Source organism: Escherichia sp. MAL-1, from assembly GCF_052948035.1.
Genome location: NZ_CM129609.1, coordinates 1,751,745 through 1,778,361, shown reverse-complemented (window position 1 = coordinate 1,778,361; position 26,617 = coordinate 1,751,745). Strand labels below are relative to the sequence as shown.

Sequence of the window (26,617 nt, the reverse complement as noted above, 5' to 3'; positions counted from 1 at the left end):
TTCTTAAATCAGCTATTTCCGCTGACTCTCTGCTCGCTAAGGATGCTTTTAGGGCATCCTTTCATTTACACTTTTTACGAAATCATGGGATCACTAACAAAATATCGCTTGTCAGTTATATTGTATGGCAGGAAAGATATGCGACTGATATTACAGATCCCCAAAGTGGAGAGTTTATGACCATTAAAAATAAGATGTTGCTGGGTGCGCTTTTGCTGGTTACCAGTGCCGCCTGGGCCGCACCAGCCACCGCGGGTTCGACCAATACCTCGGGAATTTCTAAGTATGAGTTAAGTAGTTTCATTGCTGACTTTAAGCATTTCAAACCAGGGGACACCGTACCAGAAATGTACCGTACCGATGAGTACAACATTAAGCAGTGGCAGTTGCGTAACCTGCCCGCGCCTGATGCCGGGACGCACTGGACCTATATGGGTGGCGCGTACGTGTTGATCAGCGACACCGACGGTAAAATCATTAAAGCCTACGACGGTGAGATTTTTTATCATCGCTAAAAAAAGCCCCCTCATCATGAGGGGGAAATGCAGACACCTTGTTATTTTTTATTATTAGCCACTTGCTCGTCTTGCTTGTTATTAGTCGTATTTCACGTTGATTAATGCGGTTGCCTCCAGTGCGCCAGATTTAACTTTGTTTGTATCGTAGACGTAGTAACTGGCTGTTATCGGAATTGAAACCGTTGTATCTGTAAGTTTTGACTTCGCCGCAACTTCCTTTAAATTTGTATATCCTTTACTGCTGTTAGTGATATTTAAAAGTGTGACTGGCGAACCATTACTTTCAAGAATAAATCCTACGCCATTATCTTCCGCACCTTTCAGTATTGTGTTGCTGTTGGTTAACAAGTCAGAACTTGATAAATACACCTGCATTTTCCGTGATGTTTGATTTTGTTGACCTAATAAATTTTTACAACGCAGAATAATATCCCCTTGTTTACTATTTATTGTTGCTTTGTTACCTGTGGCTGGTAATTGTGAAACGGGAATACTGTCTAAAGTAATTAATAAATCGTCCGGTTTGCAGGTTGTGGTTATCGGGTTGTATGACAATGTCAGATTAAAGGAATAGACACCTGCATTTTGTGCCAATGCATTTCTGTAGCTATTTACACATGCATCCCGGTGATGCTGCCAACTTACTGATTTAGTGTATGATGGTGTTTTTGAGGTGCTCCAGTGGCTTCTGTTTCTATCAGCTGTCCCTCCTGTTCAGCTACTGACGGGGTGGTGCGTAACGGCAAAAGCACCGCCGGACATCAGCGCTATCTCTGCTCTCACTGCCGTAAAACATGGCAACTGCAGTTCACTTACACCGCTTCTCAACCCGGTACGCACCAGAAAATCATTGATATGGCCATGAATGGCGTTGGATGCCGGGCAACAGCCCGCATTATGGGCGTTGGCCTCAACACGATTTTACGTCACTTAAAAAACTCAGGCCGCAGTCGGTAACCTCGCGCATACAGCCGGGCAGTGACGTCATCGTCTGCGCGGAAATGGACGAACAGTGGGGCTATGTCGGGGCTAAATCGCGCCAGCGCTGGCTGTTTTACGCGTATGACAGGCTCCGGAAGACGGTTGTTGCGCACGTATTCGGTGAACGCACTATGGCGACGCTGGGGCGTCTTATGAGCCTGCTGTCACCCTTTGACGTGGTGATATGGATGACGGATGGCTGGCCGCTGTATGAATCCCGCCTGAAGGGAAAGCTGCACGTAATCAGCAAGCGATATACGCAGCGAATTGAGCGGCATAACCTGAATCTGAGGCAGCACCTGGCACGGCTGGGACGGAAGTCGCTGTCGTTCTCAAAATCGGTGGAGCTGCATGACAAAGTCATCGGGCATTATCTGAACATAAAACACTATCAATAAGTTGGAGTCATTACCTGGTCATCGATAATGGTCAGATGCCAGTTATTTGCATTATTACTTTTGACATTAACACTCTGACTTTCTAAGGGGGCAATCATAATAGTTTCATAATTGACTTTGACATTATTAGCTTTGACATCCGAAATCGTCACCCAATTAGCTGAGTCATTTTTTATCACCAAACCATTGCCACTGCGATTTACCAGCAATTTTTTAAATGTCGCTTTATTTACCGGAGCAATACCCGCTGGCCGGTAAAACAACTTAATTCTGTTTTGCATCGCAAACTTCAGTGCATTCTTACCTTCTTGCTCTGGACTATTTGGTGGAATATCCAGAACATTCAGATAAAAAATGCTTTCTTTATTAGTGGGCAGTTTATTCGGCATAATTTTGATTTTTACTTGCTGCCCGGAATTTGCCCCTATTTTTGCCACTGGTGGCGTTAACATGAAAGGAACCTGAATTTTTTCTGGTGGTAATGACGTATCGCCATCATCAATCCACGCCTGCAGCAGCGAAGAACGGTTTCCCTGGTTCATCAACTGCACCATCACTTCTTTATTTTCTGCCGGGTAAATAATGCGCGTCCCGTAGATAACAATTCCGGCATGTGCAGGAAGGACCATAGAAAAAATGAGTAAAGATAATAATCCTTTCATTTTAATGCCTCTTAAATTAAAAGGCCGCCATGGGATAGCGGCCATGTTTATTACCTGGAGAAACTTACAATTTTATTTATTAATCCTGCGCCACACGCATAACCAGAGAAGATAACACATCACCTGATTGCACTGAGTTATCTGTCAGTTTCAGGTATTTTGCTTTAAACGGAATAGCATATTGACCTTCCGCTGTTTTATAACTCTCAATGTTAAAAGGTGCAGAAACATCCAGGACATCGCTGTTATCACCTAAATAGAGATAGTAACCCACGGTATTGTTGCTACTGGCTATCGCCTTATCGTTACCGGTTATTTTATCGTTGGTAATCAACGAGAGTTTTACACCAGCAACTTCTTTCGGGCAGCTAATTTTTAACATGCTGCTGGTTACACCGACTGCATCATCATAGGTAGAATATTTAGCTTTACCTTCAAAGACACTGGTTGGTACAGTCGGCATATTAATACTTACTGAATCACCACCCGCTTCGAATTTACACGGAGATTCTGCAATATTCCCCTTAATAGTTAATGTTCCGGTATAAACGTCTGCAGCAAATACTCCAGCGCTCATAAAAAAAGAAGAAAAGACAGCGGCAGCAATAATTGAACGTTTCATAATATGTTCCTTAATAAAATTTATTTTTGGTTGTTAAGAGTCTGTATCTCTTGGAAACAAATTTCTCACATCAAAAAAGTTGCCGCAATGTAAACACATTGTTTTATTGATTTAAAACAAATTAACCATTGCAATATAAATACAACAAATATTTAAGAGTATTAACTATTTATCGCATCTATCAATTAATGTAGATTTATGTAAATGGTATTGTTGATATCAATAAAAAAGCCGAAATCATTTATATAAATGATTTCGGCTTTCTAAATGCAATTAAAATCAGGTTGCCAAATTAATCGTAGCGATTTAACACGATTCGACGTTTGCTATCGCTACCTGCAACAACCACTTCTGTCGTTACACCTTTGACGGGCGAAGAAAACAGATGACGGGTGTCAACATTATACGTTAACTGACCACAATGCTGTTGAGGTTGACCATTAACCATAGCCATACTGCATGTTGGGGGACTGATCCTGCCATTAATCGCTAATGTGGCAGTCTCTGAAGAGAATGCGGGAGAAGCCAATCCATAGGCAAGAAAAATAATTCCTGACAGCCAATACTTATTCATTGAACGTTATCCCTGTAGTAAAGGTTATGCCTGGATAGAATGAGTGCATAACAAACTATAGCTGTACATCCACTACACAGCCACGAAGGATGATAATGAAGCATTGCCTGTATGATCAATCGACTTTGTAGAGTTTCGGACGAAGGTCCGCAGAATATTCGCAGTATTAAATAAGTGTTCATTAATGCGGCAAAAACTAATACACCGCATCAATGTAACATCTCTGCGGTGTATGAAGAATAACCAGAATGGTTAATAGGCGTTAGACCGCGCGGAAGGAAATCTCGCCTGGAATGACTTCACCCTGCCAGTAGAGCTGAGCTGCAACGCGGTCAGCCAGCTGGCGGTAGATAGCGGTAAATTCGCTCTCCGGACGGCTGATAACCGTTGGCGTACCTTTATCGAGATCCTCACGTAAGGAGATGTGTAACGGCATCTGCCCCAGCAGCTGTGTATGGTATTTTTCAGCCAGTTTCTCTGCACCACCGGTACCGAAAATCGGTTCATGGTGACCACAGTTACTGCAAATATGCACACTCATGTTCTCGACAATACCGAGCACCGGAACCTCGACTTTCTCGAACATCACAATGCCTTTTTTCGCATCGATCAGCGCGATGTCCTGCGGGGTGGTGACCACGACTGCACCGGTTACTGGAATGTTTTGCGCCAGCGTCAATTGAATGTCACCGGTGCCTGGCGGCATATCAAGCACCAGATAGTCGAGATCCGGCCACAAGGTTTCCTGCAACATCTGCATTAACGCCTTGCTCGCCATCGGTCCACGCCACACCATCGCATTGTCGTCAGTGACCAGATAACCAATTGAATTGGTTGCCAGGCCATGAGACATAATCGGTGCCATATGGGTACCGTCCGGCGAAGTTGGACGCTGATTTTCTGCGCCCAACATTGTTGGGATTGATGGGCCGTAGATATCGGCGTCCAGAATGCCGACTTTCGCCCCTTCTGCCGCCAGCGCCAGTGCCAGGTTTACCGCCGTGGACGATTTACCCACGCCGCCTTTACCGGAACTCACCGCGATAATGTTCTTCACACCGTTAATTCCCGGCTGATTCTTCACGCGTTTCAGAGTGGCTATGTTATGCGACAGTTTCCAGTCGATAGCTTTCGCCCCGGTGATGCGCAGCAGTTCGGCGCTACATTGCTCTTTTAACTCTTCGAACGCGCTATGCCAGACAAACGGCATAACCAGTTCCACATGCAACGTGTCGTCCATCCAGGCGACATGGTGCAACGCTTTCAGCGTGGTGAGGTTATGCTTCAGGGTTGGGTGCTGAAAATTGGCCAGTGTCCCGGCGACCATTGCGCGCAAGGCTTCTGGTGATTTGGCCTGGGATTGTTCGTTCATCCCGACTCCTTTTTTGTATAGATAAACCATCAGCTGATAGTTTACCTGAAGAATATAGAGAAGTACTTACTTAACATTTTCCCATTTGGTACTATCTAACCCCTTTTCACTATTAAGAAGTAATGCCTACTATGACTCAAGTCGCGAAGAAAATTCTGGTGACGTGCGCACTGCCGTACGCTAACGGCTCAATCCACCTCGGCCATATGCTGGAGCACATCCAGGCTGATGTCTGGGTCCGTTACCAGCGAATGCGCGGCCACGAGGTCAACTTCATCTGCGCCGACGATGCCCACGGTACACCGATCATGCTGAAAGCTCAGCAGCTTGGTATCACCCCGGAGCAGATGATTGGCGAAATGAGTCAGGAGCATCAGACTGATTTCGCAGGCTTTAACATCAGCTATGACAACTATCACTCGACGCACAGCGAAGAGAACCGCCAGTTGTCAGAACTTATCTACTCTCGCCTGAAAGAGAACGGTTTTATTAAAAACCGCACCATCTCTCAGCTGTACGATCCGGAAAAAGGCATGTTCCTGCCGGACCGTTTTGTGAAAGGCACCTGCCCGAAATGTAAATCCCCGGATCAATACGGCGATAACTGCGAAGTCTGCGGCGCGACCTACAGCCCGACTGAATTGATCGAGCCGAAATCGGTGGTTTCTGGCGCTACGCCGGTAATGCGTGATTCTGAACACTTCTTCTTTGATCTGCCCTCTTTCAGCGAAATGTTGCAGGCATGGACCCGCAGCGGTGCGTTGCAGGAGCAGGTGGCAAATAAAATGCAGGAGTGGTTTGAATCCGGCCTGCAACAGTGGGATATCTCCCGCGACGCGCCATACTTTGGTTTTGAAATTCCGAACGCGCCGGGCAAATATTTCTACGTCTGGCTGGACGCACCGATTGGCTACATGGGTTCTTTCAAGAATCTGTGCGACAAGCGCGGCGACAGCGTAAGCTTCGATGAATACTGGAAGAAAGACTCCACCGCCGAGCTGTACCACTTCATCGGTAAAGATATCGTTTACTTCCACAGCCTGTTCTGGCCTGCCATGCTGGAAGGCAGCAACTTCCGCAAGCCGACCAACCTGTTTGTTCATGGCTATGTGACGGTGAACGGCGCGAAGATGTCCAAGTCTCGCGGCACCTTTATTAAAGCCAGCACCTGGCTGAATCATTTTGACGCTGACAGCCTGCGTTACTACTACACTGCGAAACTCTCTTCGCGCATTGATGATATCGATCTCAACCTGGAGGATTTCGTTCAGCGCGTGAATGCCGATATCGTTAACAAAGTGGTTAACCTGGCCTCCCGTAACGCGGGCTTTATCAACAAACGTTTTGACGGCGTGCTGGCAAACGAACTGGCTGACCCGCAGTTGTACAAAACCTTCACTGATGCCGCTGAAGTGATTGGTGAAGCGTGGGAAAGCCGTGAATTTGGTAAAGCTGTGCGCGAAATCATGGCGCTGGCTGATCTGGCTAACCGCTATGTCGATGAACAGGCTCCGTGGGTAGTCGCAAAACAGGAAGGTCGCGATGCTGACCTGCAGGCGATTTGCTCAATGGGCATCAACCTGTTCCGCGTGCTGATGACTTACCTGAAGCCGGTACTGCCGAAACTGACCGAGCGTGCAGAAGCCTTCCTCAATACGGAACTGACCTGGGATGGTATCCAGCAACCGCTGCTGGGCCACAAAGTGAATCCGTTCAAGGCGCTGTATAACCGCATCGATATGAAACAGGTTGAAGCTCTGGTGGAAGCCTCTAAAGAAGAAGTGAAAGCAGCTGCCGCGCCAGTTACTGGCCCACTGGCAGATGATCCGATTCAGGAAACCATCACCTTTGACGACTTCGCCAAAGTTGACCTGCGCGTAGCGCTGATCGAAAACGCAGAGTTTGTTGAAGGTTCTGACAAACTGCTGCGCCTGACACTGGATCTCGGCGGTGAAAAACGCAATGTCTTCTCCGGTATTCGTTCTGCCTACCCGGATCCGCAGGCACTGATTGGTCGTCACACCATTATGGTGGCTAACCTGGCACCACGTAAAATGCGCTTTGGAATCTCCGAAGGCATGGTGATGGCTGCCGGTCCAGGCGGGAAAGATATCTTCCTGCTAAGCCCGGATGCTGGTGCTAAACCGGGTCATCAGGTGAAATAATCCCCCTTCAAGGCGCTGCATCGACAGCGCCTTTTCTTTATAAATTCCTAAAGTTGTTTTCTTGCGATTTTGTCTCTCTCTAACCCGCATAAATACTGGTAGCATCTGCATTCAACTGGATAAAATTACAGGGATGCAGAATGAGACACTTTATCTATCAGGACGAAAAATCACATAAATTCTGGGCGGTGGAGCAACAGGGAAACGAGTTGCATATCAGTTGGGGAAAAGTTGGCACCAAAGGGCAAAGTCAGATAAAAAGTTTTTCAGATGCTGCGGCAGCGGAAAAAGCGGAACTTAAGCTGATTGCGGAGAAGGTGAAGAAGGGGTATGTGGAGCAAGCGAAGGATAATTCTTTGCAACCTTCCCAAACGGTAACGGGCTCTCTCAAGGTAGCGGACTTATCCACCATTATTCAGGAACAACCCTCTTTCGTAGCAGAAACCCGTGCGCCTGACAAAAATACAGATGCTGTTTTACCGTGGCTGGCGAAAGATATTGCTGTCGTTTTTCCGCCCGAAGTTGTACACACCACGTTAAGTCATCGCCGCTTTCCCGGAGTTCCTGTTCAGCAAGCAGACAAATTGACCCAATTACGTCGCTTAGCCTGTAGTGTGTCGCAACGGGATAATAAAACAGCCACATTTGACTTCAGCGCCTGTTCTTTAGAATGGCAAAACACCGTCGCCCAGGCGATCAGTCAGATCGACGGCCTGAAAACAACACAGTTACCATCACCAGTAATGGCTGTACTCACGGCACTTGAAATGAAATGCACAAGATATAAAGTGCGTGAGGATGTTATGGATCAGATCGTCCAGGAAGGCGGTCTGGAATATGCTACTGATGTAATAATACACCTTCAACAGATTGATATTGAATGGGATTATGCGAATAATGTCATTATTATTCTGCCGTCTGGCATTGCACCTAGCTACTTGGAGCAATATTCCAGATTTGAATTACGCCTACGTAAACATTTATCACTGACGGAAGAGTCTCTCTGGCAAAAATGTGCACAAAAACTTATTGCCGCAATTCCACATATTCCAGAATGGCGGCAACCATTAATTGCTTTGTTATTACCCGAAAAACCAGAAATTGCATATGAAATTGCCCAGCGTCTACTGGGGCAAAAAAAATTACCCTCGCTTGAGTGGTTAAAAATAGTGGCGACTGATGAGCACATTCTTGCCTCATTAGAAAAATATCACGAACCATATGCCATTTTTGATGATTACTATTGTGGTGCGATATGGTCAGCCACCGTATTACAGGAGCAAGGTGTTGCAGCCCTGCCCCGATTTGCTCCCTATGCCGCAAGTGACTACTGCGCCGATGTGTTGCGTCATATCAATCATCCGTTCGCATTGACACTGCTTATACGTGTAGCCGGGCAAACTAAACGCTGTCACGATCGGATGACGAAAGCCATTGCTGCGTTCCCACATGCAGCAATGGCGGCACTGACGGAACTTCTTGGGCAAAAAGAAGAGAACAGTTGGCGCATTATGCTAATGACAATGCTTATCTCACAACCAGCACTGGCAGAACAGGTCATTCCCTGGCTCTCGACACCCGCAGTTGCCGTACTGAAATCATGCCAGCAACAACTGACACAGCCCTCAAACCATGCCAGCGCCGATCTACTGCCAGCCGTAGTAGTCTCCCCTCCCTGGCTTTCGAAAAAGAAAAAATCGCCGATTCCGGTGCTGGATTTAGCGCCATTAGGCATTGAGCCAATCTGTTATCTGACAGAAGAAATCAGTAATCAACTTTTGGCGAAATATATCTGGTATTCAAAACACATCACGGTTAGCCATGAAGAAAGTACTACCAACCTGTTGGCAAGGATGGGTTTTCAACGACGGATCGCTGGTACATATATTAAAGCTCCCGAAGCGGTAGTTGAGGCATGGCTAAATGAAGATTATTCAACCTTACTAAGTGAATTTAAGGTGTTTCATTCACCTACCGGGCATTATTGGCAGTTGGGGATTTTGACAACATTGCCGCTGGAGAAAGCAGTAAAAGCATGGAATGCCCTTACCCTATCTCCACATACCGATACCGAATACTCCATGTTACATTTTGGACTCAAAGGGTTACCTGGGTTAGTAAACTCACTTGCACGCTATCCACAAGAAGCCTTGCCCATCACGAATTACTTCGCAGCGAGTGAGCTGGCTCCTGCCGTCGCCCGTGCCTTCAACAAACTGAAAACGCTACGCGAAAACGCCCGTAGCTGGCTGTTGAAATACCCGGAACATGCCCTTACCGGCCTGCTGCCTGCGGCGCTCGGCAAAGCCGGTGAAGCACAGGATAACGCCCGCGCTGCCTTGCGTATGCTTACCGAAAACGGTCATCAGCCATTACTGCAAGAAATCGCCCGACGTTATAACCAGCCGGAAGTAACCGATGCGGTGAACGCTCTGCTTGCGCTCGATCCCTTAGATAATCACCCGACAAAAATCCCCACTCTTCCGGCCTTTTATCAGCCATCGCTCTGGACGCGCCCGGTATTAAAAGCAAATGCCCAATCACTGCCAGATAGCGCCCTCCTCCACCTCGGTGAAATGCTCCGCTTCCCTCAGGAAGAGGCTCTGTATCCGGGATTATTGCAGGTGAAAGACGTCTGTTCCGCCGACTCACTGGCGGGATTTGCCTGGGATCTGTTTACCGCCTGGCAGACCGCTGGCGCGCCGTCGAAAGAGAGTTGGGCGTTCACTGCGTTAGGCGTTCTCGGTAACGATGACACCGCCCGCAAACTGACGCCATTAATACGCGCCTGGCCTGGTGAATCCCAGCATAAACGCGCCACCGTTGGGTTGGATATTCTCGCTGCTATCGGTAGTGATATCGCCCTTATGCAGCTTAACGGCATCGCCCAGAAACTGAAATTCAAAGCATTACAGGAGCGGGCAAAAGAAAAAATTGCCGACATTGCCGAGAGCCGCGAACTCACGGTGGCGGAGCTTGAAGATCGGTTAGCACCGGATCTCGGTCTGGATGATAACGGTTCGCTGCTGCTGGATTTTGGCCCACGGCAGTTCACCGTCAGCTTTGATGAAACCTTAAAACCGTTTGTGCGTGATGTTTCCGGCAGCCGCCTGAAAGACCTGCCCAAACCGAACAAAAGCGATGATGAAACGCGGGCGAACGATGCGGTTAACCGCTACAAATTGCTGAAAAAAGATGCGCGTACCATCGCCGCCCAGCAGGTAGCAAGGCTGGAATCCGCCATGTGCCTGCGCCGCCGCTGGTCGCTGGAAAACTTCCAGCTCTTCCTGGTTGAGCATCCGCTGGTTCGTCACTTAACCCGCCGTCTGATTTGGGGCGTTTATAGCGCCGAAAACCAGCTACTGGCTTGCTTTCGCGTAGCAGAAGATAACAGCTCCAGCACCGCTGACGATGATCTTTTCACCCTGCCGGAAGGCGATATCTCTATCGGCACTCCTCACGTTCTGGAAATATCACCAACGGATGCTGCCGCCTTTGGTCAGCTTTTTGCCGACTACGAACTGCTACCACCGTTCCGCCAGCTCGACCGTAACAGCTACGCCCTGACAGAAGCCGAGCGCAATGCCAGTGAACTGACCCGCTGGGCAGGCAGAAAATGCCCGAGTGGTCGGGTCATGGGGCTGGCGAATAAAGGCTGGATAAAGGGCGAACCACAGGATGGAGGCTGGATCGGATGGATGATCAAACCTTTGGGTCGCTGGTCGTTAATCATGGAAATCGATGAAGGCTTTGCGGTAGGCATGTCGCCAGCCGAACTCAGCGCTGAGCAGCTCTTAAGCAAGCTGTGGCTATGGGAAGGCAAAGCAGAAAGATATGGCTGGGGGAGTAATTCAACACAGGAAGCGCAGTTCTCCGTAATCGATGCCATCACCGCCAGCGAGCTAATTAACGATATTGAAGCCCTGTTTGAATAAGGAAAGAGCATGGACAAGGAATTACCGTGGCTGGCGAATAACGCCCAACTGGAACTGAAATATAAAAAAGGCAAAACGCCGCTCAGTCATCGTCGCTGGCCGGGCGAACCAGTGTCCGTTATCACTGGAAGTCTCATCCAGACATTGGGTGATGAATTGCTACAAAAAGCTGAGAAGAAAAAAAACATTGTCTGGCGTTATGAGAATTTTTCACTGGAGTGGCAGTCCGCCATCACGCAGGCCATCAACTTGATCGGCGAACACAAACCCTCAATCCCGGCCCGGACAATGGCGGCGCTAGCCTGTATCGCGCAAAATGACAGCCAACAGTTGCTCGACGAAATCGTCCAACAAGAGGGGCTGGAATATGCGACTGAGGTGGTGATTGCACGCCAGTTTATTGCGCGGTGTTATGAGAGTGATCCTCTGGTAGTGACATTGCAGTATCAGGACGAGGATTATGGCTATGGTTATCGCTCAGAAACCTATAACGAATTCGATCTCCGACTGCGTAAGCATCTCTCTCTGGCAGAGGAAAGCTGCTGGCAGCGTTGCGCCGACAAACTCATTGCCGCACTACCAGGAATAACCAAAGTTCGCCGCCCTTTTATTGCGCTGATCCTCCCGGAAAAACCAGAAATAGCCAATGAGTTGGTAGGCCTTGAATGCCCGCGAACTCATTTTCATTCTAAGGAGTGGTTAAAAGTTGTTGCTAATGACCCCACAGCGGTGAGAAAACTCGAACACTACTGGAGCCAGGATATATTTAGCGATCGAGAAGCCAGCTACATGTCGCATGAAAACCACTTCGGCTACGCGGCCTGCGCCGCCCTTTTGCGCGAACAAGGACTGGCAGCCATTCCGCGCCTCGCGATGTATGCCCATAAAGAAGATTGCGGCAGTCTGCTGGTACAAATTAACCATCCGCAAGTCATCCGCACCTTGCTACTGGTGGCTGATAAAAACAAACCCAGCCTGCAACGTGTAGCTAAATACCATAAAAACTTCCCCCATGCGACGCTCGCCGCACTGGCAGAACTGCTGGCGTTAACAGAACCACCAGCCCGCCCTGGTTATCCAATCATCGAAGACAAAAAGCTGCCTGCACAGCAAAAAGCACGCGATGAATACTGGCGTACGCTGTTACAAACGCTGATGGCATCGCAGCCACAACTGGCAGCAGAAGTGATGCCGTGGTTAAGTACTCAACCCCAGTCAGTGCTGAAGAGTTATTTATCGGCACCGCCCAAACCGGTTATTGATGGCACCGATAACAGCAATCTGCCAGAAATCCTCGTTTCACCACCGTGGCGTTGTAAGAAAAAAATGACAGCTCCACGTCTTGATTTGGCACCGCTCGAATTAACTCCGCAAGTTTACTGGCAACCAGGCGAACAAGAGAGGCTTGCCGCCACTGAGCCTGCCCGTTATTTCAGCACGGAATCTCTTGCGCAACGCATGGAACAAAAAAGTGGACGAGTTGTATTACAGGAACTGGGTTTTGGGGATGATGTATGGCTGTTTCTGAATTATATACTCCCCGGAAAACTGGATGCTGCACGCAATTCACTCTTTGTTCAGTGGCATTACTACCAGGGGCGGGTTGAAGAGATCCTGAATGGCTGGAACTCCCCGGAAGCACAATTAGCAGAACAGGCGCTCCGCAGCGGTCACATAGAAGCGTTAATTAACATATGGGAAAATGACAACTACTCACATTATCGTCCGGAAAAGAGTGTCTGGAACCTGTATTTATTGGCACAGTTGCCGCGTGAGATGGCTTTGACCTTCTGGCTGCGTATCAATGAGAAAAAGCATCTGTTCGCGGGTGAGGACTATTTTCTCAGTATCCTCGGATTGGATGCGCTACCAGGTCTGCTGTTGGCTTTTTCACATCGTCCAAAAGAAACATTTCCGTTAATTTTAAATTTTGGCGCAACAGAACTGGCGCTGCCTGTTGCCCACGTCTGGCGACGTTTCGCGGCGCAGCGTGATCTGGCTCGCCAGTGGATTTTACAATGGCCGGAACATACGGCTAGTGCACTTATCCCTCTTGTCTTTACCAAACCCAGCGATAATAGCGAAGCCGCATTACTTGCCCTGCGTTTACTGTACGAACAGGGACATGGCGAATTGCTACAAACCGTGGCAAACCGCTGGCAGCGTACAGATGTATGGTCTGCCCTGGAGCAGTTGCTTAAACAGGGTCCAATGGACATTTACCCGGCACGCATTCCAAAAGCCCCTGATTTCTGGCATCCGGCAATGTGGTCCAGGCCTCGACTTATCACTAATAATCAGCCTGTTACCGGTGACGCTCTGGAAATTATCGGCGAAATGCTGCGCTTTACCCAGGGGGGACGTTTTTATAGCGGGCTGGAACAACTGAAAACGTTCTGCCAGCCACAAACGCTGGCAGCTTTTGCCTGGGATCTCTTCACTGCGTGGCAACAAGCTGGTGCCCCCGCAAAAGACAACTGGGCATTTCTGGCGTTAAGTCTCTTTGGTGACGAAAGCACGGCACGGGATCTGACGACACAGATCCTCGCCTGGCCACAAGAAGGCAAATCTGCCCGTGCTGTCAGCGGCCTGAACATCCTTACCCTGATGAATAATGATATGGCGCTGATACAGCTGCATCATATATCGCAACGGGCTAAATCCCGCCCCTTACGTGATAACGCGGCGGAATTTCTTCAGGTGGTCGCAGAAAATCGCGGGCTAAGCCAGGAAGAGCTAGCGGACAGATTAGTCCCAACCCTGGGCCTTGATGATCCGCAGGCGTTGAGTTTTGATTTTGGTCCCCGGCAGTTTACCGTTCGCTTCGATGAAAACCTCAACCCGGTTATCTTTGATCAGCAAAACGTTCGCCAGAAAAGCGTTCCCCGTTTGCGCGCCGATGACGATCAACTGAAAGCGCCCGAGGCACTGGCCCGACTAAAAGGGCTAAAAAAAGATGCTACTCAGGTGAGCAAAAACCTGCTCCCGCGTCTTGAAGCTGCCCTACGTACCACCCGACGCTGGTCGCTGGCAGATTTTCATTCTCTGTTTGTTAATCATCCCTTTACCCGTCTGGTTACCCAGCGATTAATATGGGGGGGTTATCCGGCAAATGAACCGCGTCGTTTACTCAACGCCTTTCGTGTGGCCGCAGAGGGGGAGTTCTGCAATGCGCAAGATGAGCCAATTGACCTGCCTGCGGACGCTCTGATTGGCATTGCCCACCCGTTAGAAATGGCAGTAGAAATGCGCAGTGAATTTGCACAGCTTTTTGCCGATTACGAAATTATGCCGCCTTTTCGCCAGTTGTCGCGCCGCACGGTGCTGCTCACACCTGACGAGTCAACCAGTAACAGCCTGACTCGCTGGGAAGGTAAATCCGCTACCGTTGGGCAACTTATGGGAATGCGATACAAAGGCTGGGAGTCAGGCTATGAGGACACATTTGTCTATGACCTGGGCGAGTACCGGCTGGTCCTTAAGTTTTCACCCGGTTTTAACCACTACAATGTTGATAGCAAAGCGTTAATGAGCTGCCGTTCTCTTCGAGTGTACCGTGACAATAAATCCGTCACTTTTGCCGAACTTGATGTGTTTGATTTGAGTGAGGCGTTAAGCGCACCTGACGTCATTTTCCATTAAAACACAGCGGGCAGTGATGCGACTGCCCGTTATCTACACGACTTACCAGCGGGGAAAGCGATGATCGTGCAAAAAGAGCTGGTTGCTATTTACGATTATGAGGTCCCTGTACCTGAAGATCCGTTTTCCTTCAGACTTGAGATCCATAAATGCCCTGAATTATTTACAGGTTCCGTCTATCGACTGGAGCGATTCCGGCTACATCCAACATTTCATCAACGTGATCGAGAAGATGCTGACCCGCTAATAAATGATGCGTTGATTTATATAAGAGATGAGTGTAATGATGAGCGGAAATTACGAGGTGAATCACCTGAAACTGTAATAGCAATTTTTAATCGTGAACTACAGAATATATTCAACCAAGAAATAGAATAATATACTCTAAATAATTCAAATTGGTCCGATCCGGCGCAACGTCCCAATGGCCTGGATTATAAATCTCATTATCTTAATTGCAACGGGGTCCAGCCGTGGTTATAATTCGTTCGTTGGAACACGATGTTGCACAGGCTGCGGTGTTGGGCCTGAAAATAGTAAATAAAAGAACCTGCCTCACCAGCAGGTTTTTTTATTTACTGTGATCTGCTTTCCAGATATTTTCCGCTCAAACAACTAATGCGCCAAACATTTATTGCGCGTAAAATATCGTTTATTTCATTAATACATTTCAGGGATGAATATATGTCACCGCAGAATAATCATCTGCAGCGTCCGCCTGCCGCTGTGTTATACGCCGATGAACTGGCAAAATTAAAACAAAATGATAACGCACCTTGCCCGCCCGGTTGGCAGTTAAGTTTGCCTGCGGCCCGTGCTTTTATCCTTGGCGATAGCGCGCAAAATATTAGCCGTAAAGTGGTGATTAGTCCCTCTGCTGTCGAACGTATGTTAGTCACTCTTGCCACCGGGCGCGGTTTGATGTTGGTGGGGGAACCTGGCACCGCAAAATCTCTCCTGTCTGAATTACTGGCAACCGCTATTAGCGGCGATGCCGGGTTAACCATCCAGGGCGGCGCATCTACCACTGAAGATCAAATCAAATACGGCTGGAACTACGCTCTGCTTATCAATCATGGTCCATCAACGGAAGCGCTGGTCCCTGCCCCGCTTTACCAGGGAATGCGCGACGGCAAAATCGTCCGTTTTGAAGAGATAACGCGTACACCGCTGGAAGTGCAAGACTGTCTGTTAGGTATGCTTTCTGACCGGGTTATGACGGTGCCGGAACTCACCAGTGAAGCCAGTCAGCTCTATGCGCGAGAAGGCTTTAATATTATTGCCACTGCCAATACCCGCGATCGCGGCGTCAATGAGATGAGTGCCGCGCTAAAGCGTCGCTTCGATTTTGAAACTGTCTTTCCGATTATGGATTTCGCCCAGGAGCTGGAACTGGTCGCCAGTGCTTCGGCGCGTTTGCTGGCCCATAGCGGTATTCCGCATAAAGTGCCTGACGCGGTACTGGAGTTACTGGTCCGCACCTTCCGCGATCTGCGTGCCAACGGCGAAAAGAAAACGTCAATGGATACCCTGACGGCAATTATGTCCACCGCTGAAGCCGTGAACGTGGCCCACGCAGTGGGCGTCCGCGCCTGGTTTTTAGCGAATCGCGCAGGTGAGCCAGCCGACCTGGTGGACTGCATTGCCGGAACCATCGTCAAAGATAATGAAGAAGATCGCGCTCGTCTGCGCCGTTACTTCGAACAGCGTGTCGCCACACATAAAGAAGCTCACTGGCAGGCTTATTATCAAGCCCGCCACCGCCTGCCGTGAGGAAAGATGCATGAGCGAGCCGTTAATTGTCGGCATCCGGCATCATAGTCCGGCCTGCGCCCGGCTGGTGAAATCGTTACTCGAAAGCCAGCGGCCACGATACGTGTTGATTGAAGGCCCGGCTGATTTTAATGACCGGGTAGACGAACTGTTTTTAGCCCACCAGCTTCCGGTAGCTATTTACAGTTATTGCCAGTATCAGGACGGTGCAGCCCCCGGGCGTGGTGCCTGGACGCCATTTGCTGAATTTTCGCCGGAGTGGCAGGCGCTACAAGCCGCTCGTCGTATTCAGGCACAAACTTACTTCATCGATTTGCCTTGCTGGGCGCAGAGTGAAGAAGAGGACGATTCGCCTGATACGCAAGAGGAAAGCCAGACCTTGCTGCTGCGTGCCACCCGCATGGATAACAGCGACACCCTGTGGGATCACTTGTTCGAAGATGAAAGCCAGCAAATTGCATTACCCTCTGCGCTGGCGCACTATTTTGCCCAACTGCGCGGCGATTCCCCCGGCGATGTACTCAATCGTCAGCGCGAAGCCTTTATGACCCGCTGGATTGGATGGGCGATGCAGCAAAATGATGGCGACGTATTGGTTGTCTGCGGTGGCTGGCACGCTCCGGCACTGGCAAAGATGTGGCGCGAATGCCCTCAGGAAATTAACAAGCCAGAATTGCCCTCGCTGGCAGATGCCGTTACAGGTTGTTATCTCACACCCTACAGTGAAAAGCGCCTTGATGTGCTGGCAGGATACCTTTCAGGAATGCCTGCCCCGGTATGGCAAAACTGGTGCTGGCAGTGGGGCTTGCAGAAGGCCGGTGAACAACTGCTAAAAACTATCCTTACCCGTTTGCGCCAGCACAAATTGCCCGCTTCTACCGCGGATATGGCTGCCGCTCATCTGCATGCGATGGCGCTGGCACAGTTGCGCGGTCATACACTACCGTTACGCACTGACTGGCTGGATGCCTTAGCAGGCTCGCTGATTAAAGAAGCCCTGAATGCGCCGTTGCCGTGGAGCTATCGCGGCGTTATTCATCCCGATACCGATCCGATTCTGCTAACGTTGATAGACACATTAGCGGGTGACGGATTCGGTAAACTTGCCCCTTCTACGCCACAACCGCCTCTGCCAAAAGATGTCACCTGCGAACTGGAACGTACCGCAATCTCTCTTCCGGCGGAGCTTACCTTAAATCGCTTTAACCCCAATGGACTAGCGCAAAGTCAGGTGTTACATCGGCTGGCAATACTGGAGATCCCAGGGATTGTACGCCAGCAGGGAAGTACACTGACACTTGCAGGCAACGGTGAAGAACACTGGAAATTAACCCGCCCGCTTAGCCAGCATGCGGCATTGATTGAGGCCGCCTGCTTTGGTGCAACACTCCAGGAAGCCGCACGCCATAAATTAGAAGCCGATATGCTGGACACGGGTGGAATCGGCAGTATCACCACATGTCTTAGCCAGGCGGCGTTAGCGGGTCTGGCGTCCTTCAGTCAACAATTACTGGAGCAACTCACATTATTAATCGCCCAGGAAAATCAATTTGCCGAAATGGGCCAGGCGCTGGAAGTGCTATATGCCTTATGGCGGCTGGATGAAATTAGCGGTATGCAAGGCGCGCAGATATTACAAACGACGTTATGCGCGGCTATCGATCGCACGCTGTGGCTGTGTGAATCTAACGGCAGACCGGATGAAAAGGAGTTTCACGCTCACCTGCATAGCTGGCAAGCGCTTTGCCATATCCTGCGCGATCTACATAGCGGCGTTAATTTACCCGGCGTTTCTCTTTCTGCGGCGGTAGCCTTACTGGAGCGACGCAGTCAGGCGATTCATGCCCCGGCGCTGGATCGCGGCGCGGCTCTTGGCGCACTAATGCGTCTGGAACATCCCAACGCCAGTGCCGAAGCGGCGCTGACGATGCTGGCGCAGTTATCCCCGGCACAATCCGGTGAGGCGCTGCACGGTTTGCTGGCATTAGCCCGTCATCAACTGGCCTGTCAACCTGCATTTATCGCCGGTTTCAGCAGTCATTTAAATCAACTAAGTGACGACGATTTTATTAACGCCCTGCCCGATTTACGCGCGGCAATGGCCTGGCTACCGCCACGAGAACGCGGGACGCTGGCGCATCAGGTGCTTGAGCATTACCAGCTTGCGCAGCTTCCTGTTTCAGCGCTGCAAATGCCGTTGCATTGTCCACCACAGGCCATTGCACATCATCAACAACTCGAACAGCAGGCACTGGCATCGCTGCAACACTGGGGAGTTTTCCATGTCTGAACTGAACGATCTTCTGACCACCCGTGAGCTACAACGCTGGCGATTAATTCTTGGCGAAGCGGCAGAAACGACGCTTTGTGGGCTGGATGACAACGCCCGGCAGATAGACCACGCGCTGGAATGGCTGTATGGGCGCGATCCTGAACGGCTCCAGCGTGGTGAACGCTCCGGTGGATTAGGTGGCTCAAATCTCACCACCCCTGAGTGGATCAACAGTATTCACACGCTGTTTCCGCAACAGGTGATTGAGCGGCTGGAAAGCGATGCCGTACTGCGCTATGGCATTGAAGATGTGGTGACGAATCTCGACGTGCTGGAACGTATGCAGCCTTCTGAAAGCCTGCTACGCGCCGTTTTGCATACCAAACATCTGATGAACCCCGAAGTACTGGCTACCGCCCGCCGGATAGTGCGCCAGGTTGTTGAAGAAATTATGGCTCGACTGGCAAAGGAAGTTCGTCAGGCTTTTTCTGGTGTCCGCGATCGCCGTCGCCGCTCATTTATTCCACTGGCGCGAAACTTTGATTTCAAAAGTACTCTGCGCGCCAACCTGCAACACTGGCACCCGCAACACGGCAAGTTGTATATCGAATCCCCCCGATTTAACAGCCGCATTAAACGCCAAAGCGAACAATGGCAACTGGTCTTACTGGTTGATCAAAGCGGCTCGATGGTCGATTCGGTGATCCACTCTGCGGTGATGGCGGCCTGTTTGTGGCAGTTACCCGGCATTCGTACCCATCTGGTGGCGTTTGACACAAGCGTCGTTGATCTCACGGCAGACGTTGCCGATCCGGTAGAACTATTAATGAAAGTACAACTGGGCGGCGGAACCAATATCGCCAGTGCCGTGGAGTATGGTCGGCAACTTATTGAACAACCAGCAAAAAGCGTCATTATCCTCGTGAGCGATTTTTATGAAGGGGGTTCATCATCATTGCTGACGCATCAGGTGAAAAAGTGTGTCCAGAGCGGCATCAAAGTGCTGGGACTGGCAGCGCTCGATAGCACAGCAACGCCTTGCTATGACCGCGATACGGCCCAGGCGCTGGTTAACGTCGGCGCACAAATAGCCGCCATGACGCCGGGCGAGCTGGCATCATGGCTTGCAGAGAACCTTCAGTCATGAATTCACTACGTCCGGAATTATTAGAACTGACACCACAGGCACTGACGGCGTTAAGCAATGCCGGTTTTGTTAAGCGCAGCCTTAAGGAACTGGAAAATGGCAACGTCCCGGAAATCAGCCATGAGAACGGCGCTTTAATCGCCACCTTCAGTGACGGTGTCCGTACCCAGCTGGCGAACGGCCAGGCACTGAAAGAGGCTCAGTGCACCTGTGGGGCCAGCGGCATGTGCCGTCATCGCGTGATGCTGGTGTTAAGTTATCAACGACTTTGTGCTACCGCCCAGCCTGCGGAAAAAGAAGAAGAGTGGGATCCGGCAATCTGGCTGGAAGAACTGGCTACCCTGCCCGATGCCACCCGCAAACGCGCGCAGGCGCTGGTCGCTAAAGGCATCACCATTGAGTTGTTCTGTACGCCGGGCGAAATTCCCTCTGCCCGCTTACCGATGAGCGATGTGCGTTTTTATTCCCGCAGCAGCATTCGTTTCGCCCGTTGTGATTGTATTGAAGGCACTCTTTGCGAACATATCGTACTGGCGGTACAGGCCTTCGTCGAGGCCAAAGCGCAGCAAGCAGAATTTAACCATTTAATCTGGCAGATGCGCAGCGAACACGTCACATCATCTGACGATCCGTTTGCCAGCGAAGAAGGCCAAACGTGTCGTCAATATGTTCAGCAATTAAGCCAGGCATTATGGCTTGGCGGCATCAGCCAGCCGCTTATTCACTACGAGGCCGCTTTCAGCCGCGCGCAGCAAGCGGCGGAACGCTGCAACTGGCGATGGGTGAGTGAATCGCTACGGCAACTGCGCGCCAGCGTTGATGCCTTCCACGCCCGCGCAAGCCATTATCATGCCGGAGAATGCTTGTGTCAGCTTGCCGCATTAAACAGTCGATTAAATTGCGCACACGAAATGGCGCAGCGCGACAGTGTTGGTGAAATTCCTCCCATGCCGTGGCGCACGGTCGTTGGCGCAGGCATTGCCGGAGAAGCAAAGCTTGATCATCTGCGGCTGGTGTCTTTAGGTATGCGTTGCTGGCAGGATATTGAGCATTATGGTTTACGCATCTGGTTTACCGATCCCGACACCGGCAGTATTTTGCACCTTTCGCGCAGTTGGCCGCGAAGTGAACAGGAAAACTCACCGGCAGCTACGCGTCGGCTGTTTAGTTTTCAGGCTGGCGCACTGGCGGGCGGGCAAATTGTTTCACAAGCAGCAAAACGCAGTGCCGATGGCGAGCTGCTGTTAGCTACCCGCAACCGCTTAAGCAGCGTTGTGCCGCTGTCGCCTGATGCCTGGCAAATGTTGAGCGCGCCGTTACGCCAGCCGGGCATTGTGGCTTTGCGGGAATATTTACGCCAGCGTCCCCCCGCCTGCATACGGCCTCTTAATCAGGTCGATAACTTATTTATTCTGCCGGTCGCTGAGTGTATTTCGCTCGGTTGGGATAGCAGCCGCCAGACGCTGGATGCGCAGGTAATCAGCGGCGAAGGTGAAGATAATCTGCTGACGTTATCACTGCCAGCCTCAGCCAGCGCGCCTTATGTCGTTGAACGCATGGCGGCGCTTTTGCAACAAACAGACGACCCCGTGTATCTGGTTTCTGGCTTTGTCAGTTTTGTTGATGGGCAATTGACACTGGAACCACAGGTAATGATGACAAAGACTCGTGCCTGGGCGCTGGACGCAGAAACTGCGCCTGTGGTGGTATCACTACCTTCTGCCAGCGTTCTGCCTGTGCCGTCTACTGCTCATCAGTTGCTGATGCGCTGCCAGGCGTTACTTATTCAACTGCTCCATAACGGCTGGCGCTATCAGGAACAGAGCGCTATTAGTCAGGCAGAGTTGCTGGCGAATGACCTCACCGCGGTGGGTTTTTATCGGCTGGCACATGTGTTGGCACAATTTCGTAATACAGAAAGCGAGGCACGGGTAGAAGCAATGAATAACGGTGTTTTGCTTTGCGAACAATTATTCCCCATGCTTCAGCAACAAGGATGAAATAGTGCTTTTTACTAAGAGTTCTACTCCAGTTCCGGACTGCTCACGCCACGGTATTAGGCATATTCTATATAGCCCCTGGTGAGAGTCACCAGTTTCTTGATTAAATAAAATGGAGTTTTACATGAAGGCTTTCAATAAGCTGTTTTCCCTCGTTGTTGCATCTGTTCTGGTTTTCTCTCTTGCTGGCTGCGGTGACAAAGAAGAATCGAAGAAATTCAGCGCCAATCTGAACGGCACTGAAATTGCCATTACCTATGTCTACAAAGGTGACAAGGTGCTTAAGCAATCTTCTGAAACCAAAATTCAATTTGCCTCCATTGGTGCAACCACCAAAGAAGATGCTGCCAGGGCACTTGAGCCGTTAAGCGCCAAATACAAAAACATCGCGGGTGTTGAAGAAAAATTAACCTATACCGATACCTACGCGCAGGAAAACGTGACTATCGATATGGAAAAAGTGGATTTTAAAGCCCTGCAGGGTATTTCAGGAATCAACGTTTCTGCTGAAGATGCCAAAAAAGGTATCACTATGGCGCAAATGGAACTGGTGATGAAAGCCGCTGGTTTTAAAGAAGTGAAATAATCTGTCGGCGGCCATGTTTCGCATGGCCGCCATACCCGTCTTAGCTTTTCTTCACATGCTGGCGCGCTGCCAGTCCACGCAGAAAATAACGTAAAAATTGATCGCCGCATTCGCGGAAGTTTTTATGATCCGGTGCACGCATCATCGCCGTAATTTCCGGCATCGAAACGCGGAACTGCTGTTCGGTGAGGATCGCCAGAATGTCATCGGTTTTCAGCGAAAACGCGATGCGTAATTTTTTCAGCACGATGTTGTTATTAATGCGACGTTCCGGCTCCAGTGCCGGAGCAGACTCATCCTTGCCGCGTTTTTCATAAATCAGGCCATTGAGGAATGACGACAAAACAATGTCCGGACAACGCTGAAAACCCTCTTCGTCTTCTTTACGTAGCCAGACGGCGATCTGTTCCGCGGTGGCTTCGACATTACCCAGCGCCAGAATACGCACCAGGTCATTATTATTGGCTTTCAAAATGTAGCGCACGCTGCGCAGAATATCGTTACTTAGCATGAGGCCTTCAGGTGTTGATGAGGCAAAAAGCCATTTTAGCAGTCTTTTACAGGCCAATCGCCTCTTTTAAGCTTTTCAGATAACGGCGGCTGACCGGCACGGTTAAGCCATTACGCAAAATCAACTCGGCCTGGCCGTTATCTTCCAGACGAATCTCCTGTAAATGCGCGAGGTTAACCAGATACTGACGATGGCAGCGCAGTAGTGGTGTACGACTTTCCAGGGTACGTAATGTCAATTCGGTAAAGCCCTCTTTCCCTTCGTGGCTGGTAACGTAGACACCGCTCATCCGACTGCTGACAAATGCCACATCTTTCATTTGCAGCAAATAAATCCGACTATGCCCAGTACAAGGGATAAATTTCAGCGCCTGTTGATTTTCTGGTAACAGCGAAACATCCTGCTTGCTGCGTTCCTGCCGCAAACGCGCCAGCGTTTTCTCCAGTCGCGCTTCATCAATTGGCTTCAGCAGATAATCAAAGGCGTGTTCTTCAAAGGCTTTAATGGCGTATTCGTCAAACGCGGTGAGAAAAACAATATACGGACGATGTTCCGGGTCGAGCATCCCCACCATTTCCAGACCACTGATGCGCGGCATCTGGATATCGAGAAACAGCACATCCGGGCGCAGTTTATGCACCGCGCCGATCCCTTCCACGGCGTTTGAACACTCACCAACGATTTCAATATCGCTCTGCTCCTGCAAAAATACGCGCAGGTTCTCCCGTGCTAACGGTTCATCATCGACAATTAAGACTTTAATCATGCCTCGTCCCTCCATGGTAGTCGTAACGTTATTCGGGTGTAACTATCAGGCTCACAGGCGACGCTTATCCCATAGTCATCGCCAAACCGTTCACGTAAACGCTTATCCACCAGATTCATCCCCAGCCCACTGGCATTGGTTACCGGTTGATACAAACCGGCATTGTCTTCGATCTCCAGCATTAAATGTTGCCCCTCACGTCGGGCGCTGATTGCCACTCGCCCTGTATCCAGCAGTTGTGATGTCCCATGTTTAATGGCGTTTTCCACTATCGGTTGCAGGGTAAACGCGGGCAATTGCTGCTGGGATAATTCTTGCGGAATAGCAATGTTGACCTGCAACCGCGACTGGAAGCGCGCCTTTTCAATTTGCAGATAAGCATTCACATGTTCAATTTCGTCGGCGAGAGTAACAAACTCCGAAGGCCGCTTTAAGTTTTTGCGGAAAAAAGTGGAAAGATACTGCACCAGCTGGCTGGCCTGTTCGCTGTCGCGACGGATCACCGCTTTAATGGTGTTAAGCGCATTAAACAAAAAATGGGGATTCACCTGGGCGTGAAGCAGTTTGATCTCTGACTGGGTGAGCATCGCTTTTTGCCGCTCATATTGCCCGGCAAGGATCTGCGCCGAAAGCAGTTGCGCAATCCCCTCGCCCAGCGTGCGGTTGATTGAACTGAATAAACGGTTTTTGGCTTCATACAATTTGATGGTGCCCATCACCCGCTGATTTTCACCACGCAACGGAATTACCAGCGTCGACCCCAGTTTGCATTGCGGATGCAAAGAGCAACGGTAAGGTACTTCGTTGCCATCAGCGTAGACCACTTCACCGGTTTCAATCGCTTTTAAGGTATAAGTCGAAGAAATCGGTTTGCCGGGTAAATGGTGGTCGTCACCAATTCCGGTAAAGGCTAGCAATTTCTCTCGATCGGTAATCGCGACTGCACCAATATCCAGCTCCTGATACAGCACCTGTGCCACTTTCATGCTGTTCACTTCGTTAAACCCCTGGCGCAAAATGCCTTCCGTCGAGGCCGCCACTTTCAGCGCAGTGGCAGAAAAAGCTGAAGTGTATTTTTCAAACATCGCGCGTTTATCGAGCAATATACGCATAAACAGCGCCGCGCCGACGGTATTGGTGACCATCATTGGCGCAGCAATATTACTCACCAGACGTACCGCATCTTCATAAGGTCGGGCGATCGCCAGGATGATCAACATTTGCACCATTTCAGCGACGAACGTGACGGCACCGGCGGTAATGGGGTTAAAGACTTTATCAGTGCGCCCGCGACGGATCAGGATGCTGTGTACCAGGCCGCCGAGCAATCCTTCAACGATGGTTGAGATCATGCAACTTAGCGCGGTCATGCCCCCCATCGAATATCGATGTAAGCCGCCGGTCAGACCAACCAGCCCACCGACGACCGGACCGCCGAGTAAGCCGCCCATTACCGCGCCTATCGCACGGGTATTGGCAATAGAATCGTCAATGTGCAACCCAAACCAGGTGCCCATGATGCAGAAGATGGAAAAGACGATGTAGCAGAGAAATTTATGCGGCAGACGAACCGTGACCTGCATTAACGGTATGAATAATGGCGTTTTACTCATTAACCACGCAATGACTAAAAAAACGCACATCTGCTGAAGCAGCAGCAACACCAGATTAAAATCGTACATACCCGCAAACCACACTTCCCTTTAAAACGCGTAACATACATTGCCTGCGTTTAACTTTCTTTGAACTCTTGCAGAAAAATGAGAATTCGTGAGTACGATCACTCAAAATCGCCTGGCAAAAATAAAATCACCCTATAGATGCACAAAAAACGGGCAAAACTACCTGGTTCGCAAAACTGCGTCTAAAGTTAAACTGGGACCTCGCGAGCAAGGGTGAGACGATGGCGCTTTACACAATTGGTGAAGTGGCGTTGCTTTGTGATATTAATCCTGTCACGTTACGCGCGTGGCAGAGGCGTTACGGATTGCTGAAACCGCAACGGACAGACGGCGGTCATCGGCTGTTCAACGATGCCGATATTGACCGGATCCGCGAGATCAAACGCTGGATCGACAACGGCGTGCAGGTCAGCAAAGTTAAAATGCTGCTCAGTAATGAAAATGTTGATGTGCAGAACGGCTGGCGCGATCAGCAAGAAACATTACTGACTTACCTGCAAAGCGGCAATCTACATAGCCTGCGAACGTGGATCAAAGAGCGCGGTCAGGATTACCCCGCCCAGACACTCACCACACATCTGTTTATTCCTCTGCGCCGACGGCTTCAGTGCCAACAACCGACTCTCCAGGCGCTGCTGGCGATCCTCGACGGCGTACTGATCAACTACATCGCCATTTGTCTGGCTTCGGCACGTAAAAAACAGGGTAAAGATGCGCTGGTGGTTGGCTGGAATATTCAGGATACCACCCGTCTGTGGCTGGAGGGCTGGATTGCCAGTCAACAAGGATGGCGCATTGATGTCCTCGCCCACTCGCTCAATCAACTACGCCCTGAACTATTCGAAGGCCGTACATTGCTGGTGTGGTGCGGTGAAAATCGAACCTCCGCCCAACAGCAGCAACTCACCAGTTGGCAAGAACAAGGCCATGATATTTTCCCACTCGGCATTTAATGATTCGTTAACAAATGCGCTTTACTGTACAATCCTTTCGTTAACATAAGGAGTGCAT

At 50.0% G+C, this 26,617-nt stretch carries 19 protein-coding genes and 1 pseudogene; 12 read left to right on the top strand and 8 right to left on the bottom strand.

The genetic code is table 11. From position 1 onward, the window contains the following. The first annotated feature begins 176 nt into the window (after positions 1 to 176). Positions 177 to 515 (top strand): Ni(II)/Co(II) efflux transporter accessory subunit RcnB, encoded by a 339-nt coding sequence (gene rcnB / locus ACU8XX_RS08550; protein WP_000153067.1) that lies wholly within the window; start codon positions 177 to 179, stop codon positions 513 to 515. 81 nt (positions 516 to 596) lie between these two features. Here rcnB and ACU8XX_RS08545 read toward each other — a convergent pair. After that, positions 597 to 1,142, bottom strand: a pseudogene (locus tag ACU8XX_RS08545) (fimbrial protein); the annotation flags it as partial. Positions 1,143 to 1,199: 57 nt separating this feature from the next. On the opposite strand from ACU8XX_RS08545, the gene ACU8XX_RS08540 reads away from it, so the two are divergent. Then, positions 1,200 to 1,897, top strand: a protein-coding gene (locus tag ACU8XX_RS08540; RefSeq protein ID WP_103215986.1) for an IS1-like element IS1A family transposase whose coding sequence is annotated in 2 segments (ribosomal slippage) — positions 1,200 to 1,449 and positions 1,449 to 1,897 — 699 coding nt in all. Because the reading frame shifts where the segments join, the coding sequence is not laid out codon by codon here. Here ACU8XX_RS08540 and ACU8XX_RS08535 read toward each other — a convergent pair. The 4 genes from ACU8XX_RS08535 to apbC all read right to left on the bottom strand — a co-directional run bounded on the left by ACU8XX_RS08535 (position 1,891) and on the right by apbC (position 5,127). After that, positions 1,891 to 2,559 (bottom strand): fimbria/pilus periplasmic chaperone, encoded by a 669-nt coding sequence (locus ACU8XX_RS08535; RefSeq protein ID WP_112034015.1) that lies wholly within the window; start codon positions 2,557 to 2,559, stop codon positions 1,891 to 1,893. The two genes, ACU8XX_RS08540 and ACU8XX_RS08535, sit on opposite strands and share 7 nt — an antisense overlap. 79 nt (positions 2,560 to 2,638) lie before the next feature. After that, complete coding sequence (locus ACU8XX_RS08530; RefSeq protein WP_112034016.1) at positions 2,639 to 3,181, bottom strand: fimbrial protein; 543 nt, start codon at positions 3,179 to 3,181, stop codon at positions 2,639 to 2,641. 292 nt (positions 3,182 to 3,473) lie between these two features. Further along, positions 3,474 to 3,755 (bottom strand): YehE family protein, encoded by a 282-nt coding sequence (locus ACU8XX_RS08525; RefSeq protein ID WP_001324851.1) that lies wholly within the window; start codon positions 3,753 to 3,755, stop codon positions 3,474 to 3,476. 262 nt (positions 3,756 to 4,017) lie between these two features. Continuing rightward, a complete protein-coding gene (apbC, locus tag ACU8XX_RS08520; protein ID WP_001005448.1) occupies positions 4,018 to 5,127 on the bottom strand; it encodes an iron-sulfur cluster carrier protein ApbC in 1,110 nt (369 codons plus the stop codon). 131 nt (positions 5,128 to 5,258) lie between these two features. Here apbC and metG point away from each other — a divergent pair, with 131 nt between their 5' ends. From metG to ACU8XX_RS08475, 9 genes are all read left to right on the top strand, one after another. Further along, a complete protein-coding gene (metG, locus tag ACU8XX_RS08515; RefSeq protein WP_001300883.1) occupies positions 5,259 to 7,292 on the top strand; it encodes a methionine--tRNA ligase in 2,034 nt (677 codons plus the stop codon). A gap of 140 nt (positions 7,293 to 7,432) precedes the next feature. Then, complete coding sequence (locus tag ACU8XX_RS08510) at positions 7,433 to 11,227, top strand: DUF4132 domain-containing protein (protein ID WP_240765447.1); 3,795 nt, start codon at positions 7,433 to 7,435, stop codon at positions 11,225 to 11,227. Positions 11,228 to 11,236: 9 nt separating this feature from the next. Continuing rightward, the gene (gene yehI / locus ACU8XX_RS08505; protein WP_112034017.1) at positions 11,237 to 14,869 is read left to right on the top strand and encodes a DUF4132 domain-containing protein YehI; all 3,633 of its coding nucleotides are present in this window, start codon (positions 11,237 to 11,239) and stop codon (positions 14,867 to 14,869) included. A 60-nt stretch (positions 14,870 to 14,929) separates the two neighbouring features. Then, positions 14,930 to 15,247, top strand: a complete 318-nt coding sequence (yehK, locus tag ACU8XX_RS08500) for a protein YehK (protein ID WP_000636918.1) — start codon at positions 14,930 to 14,932, stop codon at positions 15,245 to 15,247. A gap of 306 nt (positions 15,248 to 15,553) precedes the next feature. After that, complete coding sequence (locus ACU8XX_RS08495) at positions 15,554 to 16,642, top strand: ATP-binding protein (RefSeq protein ID WP_001351787.1); 1,089 nt, start codon at positions 15,554 to 15,556, stop codon at positions 16,640 to 16,642. 10 nt (positions 16,643 to 16,652) lie between these two features. Continuing rightward, positions 16,653 to 18,932, top strand: a complete 2,280-nt coding sequence (locus tag ACU8XX_RS08490; RefSeq protein WP_112034018.1) for a DUF5682 family protein — start codon at positions 16,653 to 16,655, stop codon at positions 18,930 to 18,932. After that, positions 18,925 to 20,061 carry a vWA domain-containing protein gene (locus ACU8XX_RS08485; protein WP_001292779.1) on the top strand — a complete coding sequence of 379 codons (1,137 nt, stop codon included), beginning with the start codon at positions 18,925 to 18,927 and terminating at the stop codon, positions 20,059 to 20,061. Before ACU8XX_RS08490 ends, ACU8XX_RS08485 begins: the two co-directional genes overlap by 8 nt. Further along, the gene (locus tag ACU8XX_RS08480; RefSeq protein ID WP_112034019.1) at positions 20,058 to 22,061 is read left to right on the top strand and encodes an SWIM zinc finger family protein; all 2,004 of its coding nucleotides are present in this window, start codon (positions 20,058 to 20,060) and stop codon (positions 22,059 to 22,061) included. Before ACU8XX_RS08485 ends, ACU8XX_RS08480 begins: the two co-directional genes overlap by 4 nt. Positions 22,062 to 22,185: 124 nt before the next feature. Further along, positions 22,186 to 22,647, top strand: coding sequence for a YehR family lipoprotein (locus ACU8XX_RS08475; protein ID WP_001373589.1), 462 nt, complete (start codon positions 22,186 to 22,188; stop codon positions 22,645 to 22,647). A 40-nt stretch (positions 22,648 to 22,687) separates the two neighbouring features. On the opposite strand, the gene ACU8XX_RS08470 is transcribed toward ACU8XX_RS08475, so the two are convergent. The 3 genes from ACU8XX_RS08470 to btsS are packed head-to-tail and all read right to left on the bottom strand — an operon-like array spanning position 22,688 to position 25,606. Further along, on the bottom strand, positions 22,688 to 23,158 hold the full coding sequence (locus ACU8XX_RS08470) for a YehS family protein (RefSeq protein ID WP_001295430.1): 471 nt from the start codon (positions 23,156 to 23,158) through the stop codon (positions 22,688 to 22,690). 46 nt (positions 23,159 to 23,204) lie between these two features. Next, a complete protein-coding gene (gene btsR / locus ACU8XX_RS08465) occupies positions 23,205 to 23,924 on the bottom strand; it encodes a two-component system response regulator BtsR (RefSeq protein WP_000598641.1) in 720 nt (239 codons plus the stop codon). Continuing rightward, positions 23,921 to 25,606 (bottom strand): two-component regulatory system sensor histidine kinase BtsS, encoded by a 1,686-nt coding sequence (btsS, locus tag ACU8XX_RS08460; RefSeq protein ID WP_001295431.1) that lies wholly within the window; start codon positions 25,604 to 25,606, stop codon positions 23,921 to 23,923. The genes btsR and btsS overlap by 4 nt, the downstream gene beginning before the upstream one ends. A gap of 221 nt (positions 25,607 to 25,827) precedes the next feature. On the opposite strand from btsS, the gene mlrA reads away from it, so the two are divergent. Next, positions 25,828 to 26,559, top strand: a complete 732-nt coding sequence (mlrA, locus tag ACU8XX_RS08455) for an HTH-type transcriptional regulator MlrA (RefSeq protein WP_001240401.1) — start codon at positions 25,828 to 25,830, stop codon at positions 26,557 to 26,559. The last annotated feature ends 58 nt before the right edge of the window (positions 26,560 to 26,617 follow it).